Raw genomic sequence first — 15,822 nt, forward strand, 5'->3', positions numbered from 1 at the left:
GTCCGGGCCTACATGAAGGGCAGGGTGAGACTCACCGACACGCCATTGCCCTTGGGCCGGTTCTTGGCCTCCACGTCGTACACCCATCGCGCCGAGAAGGCGGCCGGCTGGTTGCCGATCTTCCCGCTCCAGGTGAGGATGGGACCGAGGCCTATGGCCCGGCCCTTGAAGCCGTTGAGTTTGTCCGCCGTCGGGCCGGTGTCGTCCTGGATCTGCTCGATCCAGCCGCCGACCACGCCGAGATGCCACTGGGGTGCCACGGTCGTGGTCCACATCGCGTCGATGCGGAATACGGCCCCGTTCTTGTAGTCGGTGTCGTTGTTGCGCGTGTAGAAGTCGAAGGCCGCCAGCGCGGTGAACTCGCCGCCGTTCTTCAGCAGCATGGTGTAGGCGACTGTCGGCGAGAAGGTCCAGGTGTTCTGGCCGGCGTTGGCGAGGCGGTCCGGGTCGTACGAACCGGTCGGCGCATAGAAGGGGATCGAGAACGCGATGTGCTCGGTCTCGCTGAAGTGATAGCCCGCGATCAGCGGGTTGAACAGCATGTCGGCGAAGTGCGTGTTGCTGTCGCTGACCGTGACGCCGCGCAGGGGCCCGGCGATGCCGATCTCGGCCTTGGTGTACTGCACCGGCAGCCCGATGGCCGACGCGAAGTTCCAGCGGCCCGGCCCCGTGTTCCAGACGTAGGTGAGGTTCGCGATGTTGTACACCGCCGTCGCGTCCAGCCCGACGCCGAGGGTGCGGCCCAGCGACACCTGGCGCGAGGCGTCGAGGTCGCCGCTGAAGTAGATGCTGGCCAGTGACAACGCGAAGCCCGGCGTCGGCGGCACGATCCCGGCATCGGAATAGACCTGCTGGGCGGTGATGGGGCGTCCGATGCCGCCCTCGGTCGCTGCCGCACCGAAGGAGGCCATCATCATGGCCGGCCACAGGGCGTGCCGCAGCAAGGGCTTCGTCATTGTTCTTTCCTTCATGGGGACGGCGGGTCCTTTCGCACGATGCAGCGGAAGCCCAGGTGGCAGGTTGCGGTGTCGATCGGCTGCGCCATCCGGGCCGCGGGCCGATAGCGATGGCAGTAGTTGGGTGCGCACAGGTGGGAGCCGCCCTTCATCACCCGGCGCGGGATGCGGACGTCCGGCGTTCGCGGGTCGAAGCTGTCTTCGATCCTGGCTCCGCGCGGGTTGTCGAGCGTGCAGCATGCATGGGCGATCTTGCCGTGCTCCTGGTACCAGTCGGTGGTCCATTCCCAGACGTTGCCGGCCATGTCGTAGAGGCCGTACGCGTTGGGCGGGAACGAGCCGACCGGCGCGGTCCACTCGTAGCCGTCCTGCAGCAGGTTCTGCCAGGGAAATTCGCCCTGCCAGGTGTTGGCCATCATCTTGCCGCGGGGGCTGAACTCGTCGCCCCAGGTGTATTCGGCGCCCTCGAGGCCGCCGCGTGCGGCGTACTCCCATTCGGCTTCCGTCGGGAGTTCCTTGCCGGCCCACTTCGCATAGGCCTCGGCATCCTCGAAGGCGACGTGCACCACCGGATGTTTCCACAGCCCCTGCAGCGAACTGCCGGGTCCGCGCGGGTGACGCCAGTCGGCGCCGCGCTGGTAGGTCCACCAGTTGTAGGGATTGCCCATGTCCACCGGCCCCGGGGTCTTGCGGAACACGACGGAGGAGGGCGCGAGCAGCGCAGGGTCGGCGCCGGGATAGTCCTCCGCGCGCGCCGGACGCTCGGCCAGTGTGACGTGGCCGGTCGCCTCCACGAAGCGCTTGAACTCGGTGTTGGTCACCGTGTGCGTGTCGATCCAGAAACCCTTCACCGCCACCTTGTGGGTCGGAGCCTCTTCGGGATAGTGCTTGTCGGACCCCATCAGGAAATTGCCGTCGGGAATCCAGACCATGCCTTCGGTCCGCGTTGCGCTCTTCAGCTCAGTCGTCATGATGGATCGCCAGTCTCATTGAATCGATGATGGAGGCGTCAGTGTGCATTGCCCATCGGCCTTGCGGGCAACACCGCCTGCACTTTGGGGCAGGCGAGAGGGAAGCGAGGCGCCGACGAGCGGCGAACCTCGGGTCGACGCAATCCGGGTGGCCGGCCTGGGACCAGCCGCCCATTCGGGCGAGCGCCTGCCGCGCAGGATGGCGCTCAGGCGCTGACGCGGCCGTAGGACTCGGACGCCACGCCCAATTGCCCCACTGCCCGGACCAGATCGGCCAGCGAGCTGACCTCCATCTTTTCCATGACGTGCGCGCGATGGGCCTTGACGGTGCGCTCCGCCGCGCCGAGCTCGGCGCTGATCTGCTTGTTGAGCGCGCCGTTGACGACCATGTCGAGCACCTGGCGCTCGCGCGGGCTCAGCCGCGAGTAGCGCGTCTGCAAGGCCGACAGCCGGCGGTGCGCCTGGCGACGGACGGCGTCTTCCTGCACGGCCTTGTTCACGACGGACAGCAAGGCCTCGCCATCCACGGGCTTGAAAAGAAAGTCTGCCGCCCCGGCCTTCATGGCGCGCAGCGTTTCGTGCACCGTCGCCTCGGCTGTCACGAAGATCACCGGCAGCGGCTCCGGTTGGGTGGCGATCATTTCCTGCAGGTCCAGCCCGCTGGGGCCGGGCATGTGGATGTCCAGCACCAGGCAGCCCGGTGCACTCCCGATGCCTTCGAGCAGCATTTCGCCCACGGATCCGTACTCCGCGACGCGATACCCGGCCGTCCGGAGCAGCCTCTGGACCGCGCGCCGGAAGGACGCATCGTCATCGATCAATCGAATGATGGGTGTTTCCACCTCCGCTGGACTCAAAGCCGTCTGTTCACTCATTCCACGTCTCCCGGGCCCGTCCCGACGCGACGGCCCTTCAAGGTTGGCGCTGATACAGCGAGGATTCGAGGAGCATTGAACACGGACCCAAGGTGCATGACAACCTGCCCTTTGGTGTAAGAGCCCCCAATGGGGCTTGAAAATGTAGCTACTTTGTCTTACTGATCGATGGGGGCGAAGGTAAAGCTTCGTACGCGGCGGCGAGCCCGGCGGCGAAGTCCTCGAAGTCCGTGGGCGTGCTGCTCCGGTCGGTCGGACCAGGGTCCGAGTGGATCATCCTTGCGTTAAAGGCGCGTGTCATTTCGAGATAGAGACCGGCGAAATCGGCCGAGAGGCCCGCGCCGACAAGTGCGTCGGCCATGTCGGAATCGGAAAGCCGGACGTAAGGCAGTTCGGGCTCGCCAATGCGCTTGCCGAGGATGCGGGCGATCTCGATGTGGCTCAGGTCGCGCGGACCGGGCAGCTCCTTGACGGCGACGCCGTGCCAATCCGGCGCCAGCAGCGCCTCGGCCGCCGCCGCGGCAATGTCGTCGGCTGCCACCATCGGCATGGGGAGGTCCGGGTCGACGGCATCGGCCAGGACGCCCGTTTGCCGGACCCATTCCAGGGTCTCGATGAAGTTCTCGAAGAAGGACGCGGCGCGAAGCAGGAACAGGTCCAGCCCGGCGATGCGCCGCAGTCGTTCTTCCTGGGCGCGGAGGCTTGCGATCACGCCGGTCGCTCCGGGCAGGTCCGCGCCGAGGCTGCTGAGCGCGACGACGCGGGTGACGCCGCTGTCGCGGATGGCGCGGGCGATGGCTTCACCCTCGCGCGCCTGGCGGGCGGCGTAGTCCGGCGCATGGCGATCCGTCGCCAGCAAGGTGTAGACGGCATCCGCGCCGTGAAAGGCCTCGGACAGGAAGCCGGCATCGCCGACATCGCCAGCCCGCGCATCGGCGCCCGCATGCTGCAGCGCCGCGAGCTTTTCCTCGCTTCGGCCCAGCGCGCGAACATGGACGCCCGCTTTCAACAACAGGTGGGTGATCTTCGATCCGGTGAGGCCGGTGGCGCCCATGACAGTGATGTTCATGCTGCTTGCTCCTGAAGGGTGGTTTGCATGAAGTCCACTATCGTGTCCGAAGGCCGGCGCATCAATGTCGAATGGTCCGCGATTCATGTTCTTGCGTCCGGGCGCGCTGGACGATGGGGTGCGCGCTGCGCATACTTGCGCCGCATGAACCTCAAGGACGCCCTGGCCCCAGTCGATCCGCTCGGCGAGGCCCTGCACTTCCTGCGGATGAGCGGCATCTTCTATTGCCGGTCGGAGTTCACTGCGCCCTGGGGCCTGGCGCTGCCGCCCATGGGGGACAGCCTGATGTTCCATGTCGTGACGTCCGGCCAGTGCTGGCTGGAGGTGGGCGGGGCCGAGCCTCAATTGCTTCAGCCGGGCGAGTTCGCGCTCGTGCCGCACGGCGAAGGCCACTGTCTCACGAGCGAGCCCGGCGCCGCCACCGCGAAGCTGTTCGACCTGCCGCGCGAGCAGGTCAGCGAGCGCTACGAGATCCTGCGGCATGGCGCCGGCGGATCGCCGACGCAGCTGGTTTGTGGCGCGGTGCGCTTCGATCACCCGGCCGCGCACCAGCTCGTGAAGCTGCTGCCCCCAGTGATCCGCATCGACGCCCCGGGCTCGCGCGACTTCGACTGGGTCGGCAGCCTGCTTCGCCTGATGGCGATCGAGGCGCAGGCGCTGCAACCGGGCGGCGAGACGGTCATCACGCGGCTGGCCGACATCCTGGTGGTGCAGGCGATCCGCGCCTGGATGGCGAAGGACCCGGCCGCGCAGACCGGCTGGCTCGGCGCCTTGCAAGATCGGCAGATCGGGCGTGCGATTGCGCTGATCCACCGGGACGCCGCGCGGGCCTGGACGGTGGCGGCGCTGGCGCGGGAGGTGGCGATGTCGCGTTCGGCTTTTGCCGCGCGTTTCACGGCGCTGGTGGGTGAGCCGGCGATGCGCTACGTGGCGCGCTGGCGGATGCACCTCGCGCTCAACTCGCTGCAGGAGAAGGATGCGCGGCTCTGCGATCTGGCGAGCCGTTTCGGGTATCAGTCGGAGGCGGCGTTCAGCCGGTCCTTCAAGCGCTACATGGGTGTGTCGCCGGGTGCGGCCCGGCGCAGGCGCCCGGCGGCGGAGGACGTTCGACTGCGCGCGTGAGCCGCGCTCAGCCGCCGAACAGCGGTGCGGGCAGGCCGGGGACGTCGAGTTGCACGGCGAAGAGTCCGCCCGCGTCGGGTTCGGCCTGGCGTTGTTCGGGTGTGAGGCCGCTGGTAGCGCTGGTGATATAGAGCGTGCGCAGATCGGGCCCACCGAATGCGCAATTGGTGATGTGGCTGGTCGGCAGTGCGATGCGGCAGATCTCGTTGGCGCTGACCGGATCGTGGCAGCTCACGGATGCACCGCCCCAGTGGGCGATCCAGAGGCGTCCGGCGGCGTCCGTGGTCATGCCATCCGGGAATCCATCGCCGCGTGCAAAGCGGTGCCATTGGCGCTTGTTGGACAGGTTGCCGGAATCGGTATCGAAGTCGTAGGCGTAGATGCGACTGGTGACGGTGTCGTTGAAGTACAGGGTGCGGCCATCGAGCGACCAGGTCGGTCCGTTGGTGACGGCAAAGCCCTGGTCGTGGCGGGTACAGCGGCCGTCGGGGTCGAAGCGGTAGAGGGAGCCGGTCGGGGCCTCGCATGCTGCGTCCATGGTGCCGCCCCAGAAGCGGCCCTGGGGATCGCATTTGCCGTCGTTGAAGCGGTTGGCCGTGAGTTCGGGTTCGGGCTGGTGCAGGTACTTGGGTGGAACGTCTGCGGTGGCGGGGTCGAAGAGTGCGAAGCCGCGGCGCAAGGTGACGATGAGGCCGGGTGCATGGGCACGCTCGGCGACGGCGGAGATTTCCTCGTCGAAGCTCCAGCTTGTCTGGCCGTTGGTGGCCGGGTCGAATCGGTACAGCTTGCGTTCGAGGATGTCGACCCAGTAGAGCGCCTGCTCTTTCTGCGACCACAGGGTGCCTTCGCCCAATGTCGCGGCGGCGGGCCAGATGCAGCGGGGGGCTTCCAGGATGGCCGGGGTTCGGGGGCAGGCGGTCGATTGGGTTGTGTTCAAGGGCTGTCTCCTATTTTTGGTGGTGGCGTGCGCTGCGATGAAGGCCGCAACTGTGTGCTTTTCTTTGGGGGATGGGAAGTATGAATGCGTTGGGGCGGGCGCCCGGCAGGCGGTGCGCCCTGGGCGACCCCGCTGCGCCGGCCCTTCGGGCTCCCTTCCGGTGCTCGCTTCAGGCGGGGTCCGCGCAAACTCGCCTGCGGCTCAAACACGCGCGGCCCTGATCCGCCTGAAGCTGCGCTCCTCAGCGGCGCAGAGGGGTCGTCCAGGGCGCACCGCCTGCCGGGCTCCGGGGGGGGGCGCGACGATTGCGTGCGTCTCCAACGTCGCCGGCCTGCGTGTGATCACGCAGTGTGATGCGGACAGTTCAACCATCACGTCCAGCGTCGTCGGGCGGTGTGCCCTGGGATGGCCGTTGAGGCACCGCCGAGCAGCGCAGCGGTGCGCGGAAAAAGGGCCGCGCGTGTTTGAACGGAACGAAGTGGAGTGAGTTTGCGCGGACCCCGCGTACCGTGAGCAGCGCAGGGCAGCCGCGAAGCGGCCGGTGACGTCGGCCAGCCCAGGGCACACCGCCCGACGACGCCACCCCAACGATAAAAACCGCAAATTCAATCAACCTCCAGCCGCCTCCCATAAGCACTGAAGCTCTGAATCTTCAAAGCCTTCATCATCACCTTGGCCGCAGGCGACATCAGCCGGTCGGTACGCGTGATGATCCCGAACGCATCCATGTGGCAAGGCATCTCGACAGGCAGCAGCGCAACGATGCCGTGCGCCGCGTAATAGCGCGCCACATCGGTCGCAAGCACGGCCACCATGTCGCTCTGCTGCAGCATGCGCGTGATGAAGAGCAGCGCCGCCGTTTCGATGATGTTGATGGGCGGCGCGAGTCCTTCCTCCTGGAACATGAGTTCGAAGCGATGGCGCAGCACGCTGCCTGCAGGTGGCACGATCCAGCCCGCCGATACCAGGTCGCGCAACCCGAGGCCCGTCATGCCCAGCAGCGGATGCCCCGGTCGCACCAGCGCGCAGACCGGCTCTTCAGTGAGTGCCTCGTAGCGCAGGTTCGTCTTGTCGTGCTCCGCGAAAAGCCGTGCCACCAGCAGATCCAGCTTGCCCTGCTCGAGTCGTTCCAGCAGCACCGGGCTGGTCTCGATCTCCAGCGACACGCGGAGGTTCGGATGCTCGCGCTTCACTGCCGCGACCGCCGGCGGCAACAGCACCAGGCCCGGCGCCGTGATCGCGCCGATGTTCACCTGCCCGGCACTGCCCGCCTTCAGGGCCGTGAGTTCGTCGTGCGCCTGGTTCAGGCTCGCGAGTGCGATGCGGGCATGGCGGATCATCGTCTCGCCATACCAGGTCGGCCGCATGCCGCGCGGCAGGCGATCGAACAACGGGACTTCGAGTACGTCCTCCAGATCCTTCAGGAGCTTCGAGGCGCCGGGCTGGGTCATGTTCAGCACCTGGGCCGCGCGATGGATGTTGCCTTCCTCGGCCAGTGCCACCAGCAGCAGGAGTTGCCGAGTCTTGAGTCGCGCACGGATGAACCAGTGCGTGTAGTTGGTCATGTGGGGTTTACCTGAATGCTGCTTCTGATATCTATTCCATCCAAATATTGATTGGAAAGATATTGGTGCGATTCCTACACTCGCCCCACTTTGAAGCGCAGTGATCTCCAACAGAACGCACGGCAGTTCATCAACGGCCGCTGGGAGACGGGCGTCACCACGGGCATCAGCGAAAACCCGTCCGACACCCGCGAGGTGGTCGCCGAATACGCGCGTGCCGACCGCAACCAGACCGAGCTGGCGATCCGCGCCGCAGCCGATGCGTTTCCTCACTGGAGCCTGACCACGCCGCAGCGGCGGGCCGATGTGCTCGACCAGATCGGCAGCGAAATCCTCGCTCGCCGCGAAGAACTCGGCGCACTCCTCGCCCGCGAAGAGGGCAAGACACTGCCCGAGGCCATTGGTGAAGCGGCGAGGGCGGGGCACATCTTCAAGTTCTTCGCCGGCGAGGCTTTGCGCGGCGACGCGCAGACTGTGGCTTCCGTGCGACCCGGCGTGCAGGTCGACATCACGCGCGAGCCGGTGGGCATCGTCGGACTCATCGCGCCGTGGAATTTTCCGCTCGCCATCCCGGCCTGGAAGATCGCGCCGGCGCTGGCCTACGGCAACAGCGTCGTGTTCAAGCCGGCCGAACTGGTGCCGGCCTGCGGCTGGGCTCTGGCCGAGATCATCAGCCGCGCAGCGCTGCCGGCCGGGACTTTCAACCTGGTGATGGGCAGCGGGCGTGAAGTGGGGCAGACCATCGTGGACAGCCCGCTGGTGGATGCGATCAGCTTCACCGGCTCGGTGGCGACCGGCGAGCACATCCTGCAGGCGGCCACGCGCCGCCATGCCAAGGTGCAGCTGGAGATGGGCGGCAAGAATCCGCTCGTGGTGCTGGCCGATGCGGACCTCGACCGGGCCGTCGACTGCGCCGTCCAGGGCGCCTACTTCTCGACCGGGCAGCGCTGCACGGCGTCGAGCCGCCTGATCGTCGAGGCGCCGGTGCACGATGCCTTCGTGGCGCGCGTTCGCCACCGGCTCGCGGCGCTCAAGATCGGACACGCGCTGACGCAGGGCACCGACATCGGGCCGGTCGTCGACAGGCAGCAACTGGAGCGGAACCTCGCCGCCATCGAGAGCGCGACCGCGGAAGGCGCCGAACTCGTGGGCGGCGGCGAACGCGTGAACCGCGCGACGCCGGGCTACTACATGAATCCGGCGCTGTTCCTCGCGCGGCCGGAGCACACCGTGGCGCGCGAGGAGATCTTCGGGCCCGTGGCCTGCGTGCTGCGCGCCGACGACTACGAGCACGCGCTGGCGCTCGCCAACGACACGCCCTTCGGCCTGTGCGCCGGCATCTGCACGACATCACTCGCGAGGGCGATGCACTTCAAGCGCCATGCGAAGGTCGGCATGACCATGGTCAACCTGCCGACCGCCGGCGTCGACTACCACGTGCCCTTCGGCGGTCGCAAGGCATCGAGCTACGGACCGCGCGAGCAGGGCCGCCACGCCGCGGAGTTCTACACGACCGTCAAGACCGGCTACGTGCTGGCCTGAGCGACCAGAGAAAAAGAGAAGAAGAGTTTCTTTCACCACGTCAACCAGGAGACAACATGAAACTGAACCGTCGCACGCTCAACATCGCGCTCGCCAGCGCGTCCCTGTCCTCGCTGCTGCCCGCCACGGCGTTCGCGCAGAAGAAGGTCGTCCTGGGCTTTGCCCAGGTGGGCGCGGAAAGCGAATGGCGCACCGCCAACACCGAGTCGATCAAGTCGGCCGCGAAGGAGTCCGACATCGATCTCAAGTTCTCCGACGCGCAGCAGAAGCAGGAGAACCAGATCAAGGCGATCCGCTCGTACATCGCGCAGAAGGTCGACGTCATCGCCTTCTCGCCGGTGGTCGAGTCGGGCTGGGAAACCGTGCTGAAGGAAGCCAAGGCCGCCAACATCCCGGTGGTGCTGACCGACCGCTCCGTCAACACCAAGGACGATTCGCTCTACGTCACCTTCATGGGCTCGGACTTCGTCGAGGAAGGCCGCAAGGCCGGCCGCTGGCTGGTCGAGAAGGAGAAGGGCAATGCGGGCCCGATCAACATCGTCGAGCTGCAGGGCACGGTGGGCTCGGCGCCGGCGATCGACCGCAAGAAGGGCTTCGAGGAAATCATCGGCAAGGATCCGAAGTTCAAGATCATCCGCTCGCAGACCGGCGACTTCACCCGCGCGAAGGGCAAGGAAGTGATGGAAGCCTTCCTGAAGGCGGAAGGCAAGAAGATCAACGTGCTCTACGCGCACAACGACGACATGGCCATCGGCGCGATCCAGGCCATCGAGGAAGCGGGCATGAAGCCGGCGCAGGACATCATCATCATCTCGATCGATGCGGTGAAGGGCGCGTTCGAAGCCATGATGGCCGGGAAGCTCAACGTGTCGGTCGAATGCAGCCCGCTGCTTGGCCCGCAACTGATGAGCGCGGTGAAGGACATCAAGGCGGGCAAGCCGATTCCGAAGCGCATTCTGACGAAGGAAGGGATCTTCCCGATGGAGGTGGCGAAGGCCGAATTTCCGAATAGGAAGTACTGACCCCCGTTGCTTGCCCACTTCGTGTGGCCGCCTCCCCCCTTTCAGGGGGCGCTGCCTGCGGCCCGGCGAAGCCGGTTCCGCGGCAGCCTGCGAAGGGCGGCGCGCTTCGCGGCCGCGTGGGTTCCAAGGCAGTGGATCATTTACACATAGGAGACTTTGATATGAAGCGGAATTTCTTGAAGACACTGCTTGCGGGTGCTGCGGCGACCTTGATCGTTGGCGTGGCGCCGCTGGTGCATGCGCAGGACAAGGGGCTGGTGGCGATCTCGATGCCTACCAAGTCGTCGGCGCGGTGGATTGCCGATGGGTCGAACATGGTCAAGTACTTCAACGAGAAGGGGTACAAGACGGATCTGCAGTACGCGGACGACGACATTCCGAACCAGCTCGCGCAGGTCGAAAACATGGTGACGAAGGGCGCGAAGGTGCTGGTGATCGCGGCGATCGACGGGACCACGCTGTCGGATGTGCTGCAGAAGGCGGCGGACAAGGGGGTGAAGGTCATCGCGTACGACCGGCTCATCAAGGGCTCGAAGAATGTCGACTACTACGCCACCTTCGACAACTACCAGGTGGGCGTGCTGCAGGCCAGCTACATCGAGCAGGCGCTGAAGCTCAAGGAGGGCAAGGGGCCCTACAACATCGAGCTCTTCGGCGGGTCGCCGGACGACAACAACGCCTTCTTCTTCTACAACGGCGCGATGTCGGTGCTGAAGCCCTACATCGACAGCGGCAAGCTGGTGGTGCGCAGCAAGCAGATGGGCATGGACAAGGTCTCGACCCTGCGCTGGGACGGCGCGGTGGCGCAGGCGCGCATGGACAACCTGCTGTCGGCCTACTACACCAAGGACCGCGTGGACGCGGTGCTCTCGCCCTATGACGGCCTGTCGATCGGCATCATCTCCTCGCTCAAGGGCGTGGGCTACGGCACGGCGCAGCAGCCCATGCCGGTGGTGACGGGGCAGGACGCCGAAGTGCCCTCGGTGAAGTCGATCCTCAAGAAGGAGCAGACTTCCACCGTGTTCAAGGACACGCGCGAACTGGCCAAGGTCACGGTGGGCATGGTGGACGCGATGCTCGCAGGCAAGCAGCCGGAGGTGAACGACACCAAGACCTACAACAACGGCGTGAAGGTCGTGCCTTCGTACCTGCTGAAGCCGGTGAGCGTCGATGCATCGAACTGGAAGCAGACACTGGTCGACAGCGGCTACTACAAGGAGAGCCAGATCAAGTAGCCGCGGCATGCGATGCGGGGCCGTCCGGCCCCGCAGGCTCGAAGGAGACAGGGTGAACGAAGTGATTCTGGAGATGCGCGGCATCACCAAGACCTTTCCGGGGGTGAACGCGCTGGACAACGTCAACCTCGCGGTACGCGCCGGCGAGATCCATGCGGTGGTCGGCGAGAACGGCGCGGGAAAGTCCACGCTGATGAAGGTGCTCAGCGGCGTGTACCCCTGCGACTCGTACGAAGGCGAGATCCATTTCGAGGGCGAGCTGCGCCGCTTCAGGGACATCGCCGACAGCGAGAAGCTCGGCATCATCATCATTCACCAGGAACTGGCGCTGGTGCCGCTGCTGTCCATCGCGGAGAACATCTTCCTCGGCAACGAGATCGCGCGCGGCGGCGTCATCGACTGGTTCGAGGCCTACGCCCGCACGCGGGAGCTGCTGGACAAGGTGGGGCTCAAGGAACAGCCGACCGCGCTCATCACCAACCTGGGCGTCGGCAAGCAGCAACTGGTCGAGATCGCGAAGGCGCTGTCGAAGGAGGTCAAGCTGCTGATCCTCGACGAGCCGACCGCGAGCCTGAACGAGAGCGACAGCGACGCGCTGCTCAACCTGCTGCTGGAACTCAAGGCGCAGGGCATCGCATCCATCCTCATCTCGCACAAGCTCAACGAGATCGCGAAGGTCGCAGACGCGATCACGGTGCTGCGCGACGGCGCGACGGTCGAGACGATGGAATGCCGCGCGGCGCCGATCAGCGAGGACCGCATCATCCGCGGCATGGTGGGGCGCGACATGGCGCACCGCTACCCGGACCGCACGCCGAAGATCGGCGAGACCATCTTCGAGGTGCGCGACTGGCGCGTGCACCATGCGCTGCATGCCGACCGCGAGCAGATCAAGGGCGTCGACCTGCATGTGCGTCGCGGCGAGATCGTCGGCATCGCGGGCCTGATGGGCGCGGGCCGCACCGAGTTCGCGATGAGCGTGTTCGGGCGCTCCTACGGGCAGCGCATCAGCGGCTCGGTCCACATGCACGGCAAGGAGGTCGACGTCGGCACGATCCGCAAGGCCATTGACCACGGCATCGCCTACGTCACCGAGGACCGCAAGAGCGCGGGCCTGGTGCTGGAGGAGGACATTCGCAAGAACGTGAGTCTCGCGAACCTCGCGGCCGTGTCGGAGCGCGGCGTGATCGACGAGGGCCGCGAGTTCAAGGTGGCGAACGACTATCGCCGTGCGCTCAACATCCGCTGCGCGGGCGTGGACCAGCGCGTGGTCAACCTCTCGGGTGGCAACCAGCAGAAGGTGGTGCTGAGCAAGTGGCTCTTCGCCAAGCCGGAATTGCTGATCCTCGACGAACCGACGCGCGGCATCGACGTCGGCGCCAAGTACGAGATCTACACCATCATCGACCAGCTCGCGAGCGAGGGCAAAGGCATTCTCATGATCTCTTCCGAATTGCCTGAGTTGCTCGGCATGTGCGACCGCATCTATGTGATGAACGAAGGGCGCTTCGTCGCCGAATTTCCTGCCGCCGAGGCCAGCCAGGAAAAAATAATGCGCGTCATCGTCGCCTCCGGGAGCAGCGTCCATGCATGACATGGGCTCACCCCCAGCCTCGCCCACTTCGTGTGGCTCGGGCACCCCCTCTCTGGGGGCAACCCCTGCGGCCCGGCAGAGCCGGTTCCGCGGCGTTTCTGGCCTCGCATTGCAGGTCTTGGAGCATCCGAATGAAAGCTGACAAGTCCGCCACAGCGCTTCCGTCGCTGGGTCAACCGAACGCAGGTGCGACGAGCGAGCATCCGGGCTTCCTCAAGAACAACCTGCGCGAATACGGCATGCTGATCTCGCTGGTCGCGATCATGGTGCTGTTCCAGGTGCTGACCGACGGCACGCTGATGCGGCCGCTGAATCTCACCAACCTGCTGCTGCAGAACAGCTACATCGTGATCATGGCGCTCGGCATGCTGCTGGTGATCGTGGCCGGGCACATCGACCTGTCGGTGGGCTCCGTGTGCGGGTTCATCGGCGCGCTCGCGGCGGTGCTGATGGTGGAGTACGAGTGGCACTTCGTGCCGACCTTCATCGTGTGCCTCATCGCCGGCGGCGTGATTGGCGCGGCGCAGGGCTGGTTCGTGGCCTTCTTCAGGATCCCGTCCTTCATCGTCACGCTGGCGGGCATGCTGGTGTTCAAGGGGCTCACGCTGGCACTGCTCGCGGGGCAGTCGGTGGGGCCGTTTCCCGAGGCTTTCCAGAAACTGAGCTCGGGCTTCGTGCCCGATGTGTTTGGCGGCGAGAGCCTGCGCACCACTTCCCTGCTGCTCGGCGCGCTCGCTGCGGCCGCGCTGGTGTTCTTCAAGCTGCGCGGGCGCGCGAAGCTTGCGCAGCACGGCATGGCGCAGGAACCGTATGCCTTCTTCCTCGCCAGGAATCTGTTCTTCGCGGCCGTCATCCTGCTTCTGAGCTACCTGCTGGCGACCTACAAGGGACTGCCCAACGTGCTGATCGTGATGGCGGTGCTGATCGTGGCCTACGACTTCGTCACCAACCGCACCACCGTCGGCCGCCGCATCTACGCGCTCGGCGGCAACGAAAAGGCGGCGCGGCTGTCGGGCGTCAAGACGCAGCGGCTGGCCTTCCTGACCTTCGTCAACATGGGCGTGCTGGCGGCGCTGGCGGGGCTGGTGTTCGCGGCGCGGCTCAACACGGCCACGCCCAAGGCGGGCCTGGGCTTCGAGCTGGACGTGATCGCGGCGTGCTTCATCGGCGGTGCGTCGGCTTCGGGTGGCGTGGGCAAGGTCATGGGCGCGGTGATCGGCGCCTTCGTGATGGGGGTGATGAACAACGGCATGTCGATCCTGGGCATCGGCATCGATTACCAACAGGTAATCAAGGGTTTGGTGCTTCTGGCTGCGGTGTTCATTGACGTCTACAACAAGAACAAATGAACAGCGCCTCCACATCCGATGCACCGGCGCTGCAGCTCACCGGCATCGACAAGCAGTTCAACGGCGTGCCGGCGCTGCGTGGCGTGGCGCTGCGGCTGCGGGCGGGCGAGATCCATGCGCTGATGGGACAGAACGGCGCCGGCAAGTCGACGCTCATCAAGGTCCTGACCGGCGTGTACGCGGCCGACAGCGGCGAGATGCTGCTGGCCGGCCAGCCGATTCGTCCCGCGTCGCCGCTCGAGGCGCAGCGCATGGGCATCAGCACGGTCTACCAGGAGGTGAATCTTTGCCCGAACCTCTCGGTGGCCGAAAACATCTTTTCGGGGCGCTATCCGCGTCGGGGGCTGGCGCAGGGCTACCGTATCGACTGGGCGGAGGTGAACCGGCAGGCACGGGCGCTGCTGGCGCGGCTGGACGTGGACATCGATGTCACGCGGCTGCTCTCCAGCTACTCGGTGGCGGTCCAGCAATTGGTGGCGATTGCGCGCGCGCTGGGGTTGTCGTCGAAGGTGCTGATCCTCGACGAGCCGACATCGAGCCTGGACGACGAGGAGGTGAAGAGCCTGTTCGGCGTGCTGCGGCGGCTGCGGGGAGAGGGGCTGGCCATCCTGTTCGTCACGCATTTCCTGAACCAGGTCTACGCGGTGTCGGACCGCATCACCGTGTTGCGCAACGGCGCCTGGGTCGGCGAGTGGGCGACGGGCGACCTGGGACCGCAGGCGCTGATCGCCGCGATGGTCGGGCGCGAACTGGCCGCGCAGGCCACCGGCCATGCGCAGCTCCCGCCCATCGACGCGGGCGCGCCCGCGGTGCTGCAGGCCGATGGGCTGGGCCAGCGCGGGCAATTGCAACCCGTGGACCTCACCGTCCGCGCAGGCGAGATCGTGGGCCTGGCCGGGTTGCTGGGTTCGGGCCGCACCGAACTCGCGCGGCTGCTGTTCGGGCTCGCGAAGCCCGATGCGGGCAGCCTGCGTATCGATGGCATCGCGGTCGATCTCGCGAGCCCTGCGGATGCGGTGAAGCACGGCCTCGCGCTGTGCCCCGAAGAGCGGAAGACCGATGGCATCGTGGCCGACCTGTCCCTGCGCGAGAACATCGCGCTGGCTTTGCAGGCCCGCCTCGGCGTGCGCAACACCTTGTCGCGCGCGGAACAGACGGCGCTGGCGGAGCGCTTCGTCAAGGCGCTGGGCATCAAGACGGCCAGCGTCGACACGCCCATCGGCCTGCTGTCCGGCGGCAACCAGCAGAAGGCCTTGCTGGCGCGCTGGCTGGCGATCGACCCGCGCCTGCTGATCCTCGACGAGCCGACGCGTGGCATCGACGTGGCGGCCAAGCAGGAAATCATGGACGAGATCCTTCGTCTTGCGCGCAGCGGGATGGCGGTGCTGTTCATCTCGTCCGAGATGAACGAGGTGGTGCGGGTCTCGCACCGCATCGCCGTGCTGCGGGAACGGCGCAAGGTGGGCGAATTGCCCGCGGGGACCACGGAGGACGCGGTCTACAACCTGATCGCTGAAATATGACTCGCCCCCAGGCTCGCGCACTTCGTGTGGTGGCTGTTGCTCGCCCCCAGGCTCGCGCACTT

General features: G+C 66.3%; 13 protein-coding genes. 7 read left to right on the plus strand and 6 right to left on the minus strand.

Annotation, left to right across the window (positions count from 1 at the left end; all coding sequences use genetic code 11):
- Positions 1–8: 8 nt before the first annotated feature.
- The 4 genes from ACSFBL_RS25205 to ACSFBL_RS25220 form a co-directional block, all read right to left on the minus strand.
- Positions 9–956, minus strand: a complete 948-nt coding sequence (locus ACSFBL_RS25205) for a SphA family protein (protein ID WP_435518553.1) — start codon at positions 954–956, stop codon at positions 9–11.
- A gap of 11 nt (positions 957–967) precedes the next feature.
- Positions 968–1,927, minus strand: coding sequence for a formylglycine-generating enzyme family protein (locus ACSFBL_RS25210; protein WP_435518554.1), 960 nt, complete (start codon positions 1,925–1,927; stop codon positions 968–970).
- 206 nt (positions 1,928–2,133) lie between these two features.
- Positions 2,134–2,802: a response regulator transcription factor gene (locus ACSFBL_RS25215; protein ID WP_435518555.1), complete on the minus strand. Its 669-nt coding sequence runs from the start codon at positions 2,800–2,802 to the stop codon at positions 2,134–2,136.
- 148 nt (positions 2,803–2,950) lie between these two features.
- Positions 2,951–3,871, minus strand: a complete 921-nt coding sequence (locus ACSFBL_RS25220; RefSeq protein ID WP_435518556.1) for an NmrA family NAD(P)-binding protein — start codon at positions 3,869–3,871, stop codon at positions 2,951–2,953.
- Between the two features lie 27 nt (positions 3,872–3,898).
- Here ACSFBL_RS25220 and ACSFBL_RS25225 point away from each other — a divergent pair, with 27 nt between their 5' ends.
- Positions 3,899–4,993: an AraC family transcriptional regulator gene (locus ACSFBL_RS25225; protein WP_435518557.1), complete on the plus strand. Its 1,095-nt coding sequence runs from the start codon at positions 3,899–3,901 to the stop codon at positions 4,991–4,993.
- A gap of 7 nt (positions 4,994–5,000) precedes the next feature.
- Here ACSFBL_RS25225 and ACSFBL_RS25230 read toward each other — a convergent pair whose 3' ends face one another.
- Both ACSFBL_RS25230 and ACSFBL_RS25235 read right to left on the minus strand, forming a co-directional pair.
- A complete protein-coding gene (locus ACSFBL_RS25230; RefSeq protein ID WP_435518558.1) occupies positions 5,001–5,930 on the minus strand; it encodes an SMP-30/gluconolactonase/LRE family protein in 930 nt (309 codons plus the stop codon).
- A gap of 605 nt (positions 5,931–6,535) precedes the next feature.
- The gene (locus tag ACSFBL_RS25235) at positions 6,536–7,495 is read right to left on the minus strand and encodes a LysR family transcriptional regulator (RefSeq protein ID WP_435518559.1); all 960 of its coding nucleotides are present in this window, start codon (positions 7,493–7,495) and stop codon (positions 6,536–6,538) included.
- A gap of 90 nt (positions 7,496–7,585) precedes the next feature.
- On the opposite strand from ACSFBL_RS25235, the gene ACSFBL_RS25240 reads away from it, so the two are divergent.
- From ACSFBL_RS25240 to ACSFBL_RS25265, 6 genes are all read left to right on the plus strand, one after another.
- Positions 7,586–9,037 (plus strand): aldehyde dehydrogenase family protein, encoded by a 1,452-nt coding sequence (locus ACSFBL_RS25240; RefSeq protein ID WP_435518560.1) that lies wholly within the window; start codon positions 7,586–7,588, stop codon positions 9,035–9,037.
- A gap of 56 nt (positions 9,038–9,093) precedes the next feature.
- Positions 9,094–10,059, plus strand: coding sequence for an ABC transporter substrate-binding protein (locus tag ACSFBL_RS25245; protein ID WP_435518561.1), 966 nt, complete (start codon positions 9,094–9,096; stop codon positions 10,057–10,059).
- A 161-nt stretch (positions 10,060–10,220) separates the two neighbouring features.
- Positions 10,221–11,294 carry a multiple monosaccharide ABC transporter substrate-binding protein gene (gene chvE, locus ACSFBL_RS25250; RefSeq protein WP_435518562.1) on the plus strand — a complete coding sequence of 358 codons (1,074 nt, stop codon included), beginning with the start codon at positions 10,221–10,223 and terminating at the stop codon, positions 11,292–11,294.
- A 73-nt stretch (positions 11,295–11,367) separates the two neighbouring features.
- Positions 11,368–12,888 carry a multiple monosaccharide ABC transporter ATP-binding protein gene (gene mmsA, locus ACSFBL_RS25255; protein WP_435518677.1) on the plus strand — a complete coding sequence of 507 codons (1,521 nt, stop codon included), beginning with the start codon at positions 11,368–11,370 and terminating at the stop codon, positions 12,886–12,888.
- Between the two features lie 131 nt (positions 12,889–13,019).
- On the plus strand, positions 13,020–14,237 hold the full coding sequence (mmsB, locus tag ACSFBL_RS25260) for a multiple monosaccharide ABC transporter permease (protein ID WP_435518563.1): 1,218 nt from the start codon (positions 13,020–13,022) through the stop codon (positions 14,235–14,237).
- On the plus strand, positions 14,234–15,760 hold the full coding sequence (locus ACSFBL_RS25265) for a sugar ABC transporter ATP-binding protein (protein WP_435518564.1): 1,527 nt from the start codon (positions 14,234–14,236) through the stop codon (positions 15,758–15,760). The genes mmsB and ACSFBL_RS25265 overlap by 4 nt, the downstream gene beginning before the upstream one ends.
- Positions 15,761–15,822: the final 62 nt, after the last annotated feature.

Source organism: Variovorax glacialis, from assembly GCF_051216375.1.
Classification (GTDB): domain Bacteria; phylum Pseudomonadota; class Gammaproteobacteria; order Burkholderiales; family Burkholderiaceae_C; genus Variovorax.

What these genes read in the sequence shown, in the direction of transcription:
- ACSFBL_RS25265 (WP_435518564.1), top strand. Translation starts at nt 14,234, where the DNA reads ATGAACAGCGCCTCCACATCCGATGCACCGGCGCTGCAGCTCACCGGC.
- ACSFBL_RS25225 (WP_435518557.1), top strand. Translation starts at nt 3,899, where the DNA reads ATGAAGTCCACTATCGTGTCCGAAGGCCGGCGCATCAATGTCGAATGG.
- ACSFBL_RS25245 (WP_435518561.1), top strand. Translation starts at nt 9,094, where the DNA reads ATGAAACTGAACCGTCGCACGCTCAACATCGCGCTCGCCAGCGCGTCC.
- ACSFBL_RS25210 (WP_435518554.1), bottom strand. Translation starts at nt 1,927, where the DNA reads ATGACGACTGAGCTGAAGAGCGCAACGCGGACCGAAGGCATGGTCTGG.
- mmsB (WP_435518563.1), top strand. Translation starts at nt 13,020, where the DNA reads ATGAAAGCTGACAAGTCCGCCACAGCGCTTCCGTCGCTGGGTCAACCG.
- mmsA (WP_435518677.1), top strand. Translation starts at nt 11,368, where the DNA reads ATGCGCGGCATCACCAAGACCTTTCCGGGGGTGAACGCGCTGGACAAC.
- ACSFBL_RS25215 (WP_435518555.1), bottom strand. Translation starts at nt 2,802, where the DNA reads ATGAGTGAACAGACGGCTTTGAGTCCAGCGGAGGTGGAAACACCCATC.
- ACSFBL_RS25205 (WP_435518553.1), bottom strand. Translation starts at nt 956, where the DNA reads ATGACGAAGCCCTTGCTGCGGCACGCCCTGTGGCCGGCCATGATGATG.
- ACSFBL_RS25235 (WP_435518559.1), bottom strand. Translation starts at nt 7,495, where the DNA reads ATGACCAACTACACGCACTGGTTCATCCGTGCGCGACTCAAGACTCGG.
- ACSFBL_RS25220 (WP_435518556.1), bottom strand. Translation starts at nt 3,871, where the DNA reads ATGAACATCACTGTCATGGGCGCCACCGGCCTCACCGGATCGAAGATC.
- chvE (WP_435518562.1), top strand. Translation starts at nt 10,221, where the DNA reads ATGAAGCGGAATTTCTTGAAGACACTGCTTGCGGGTGCTGCGGCGACC.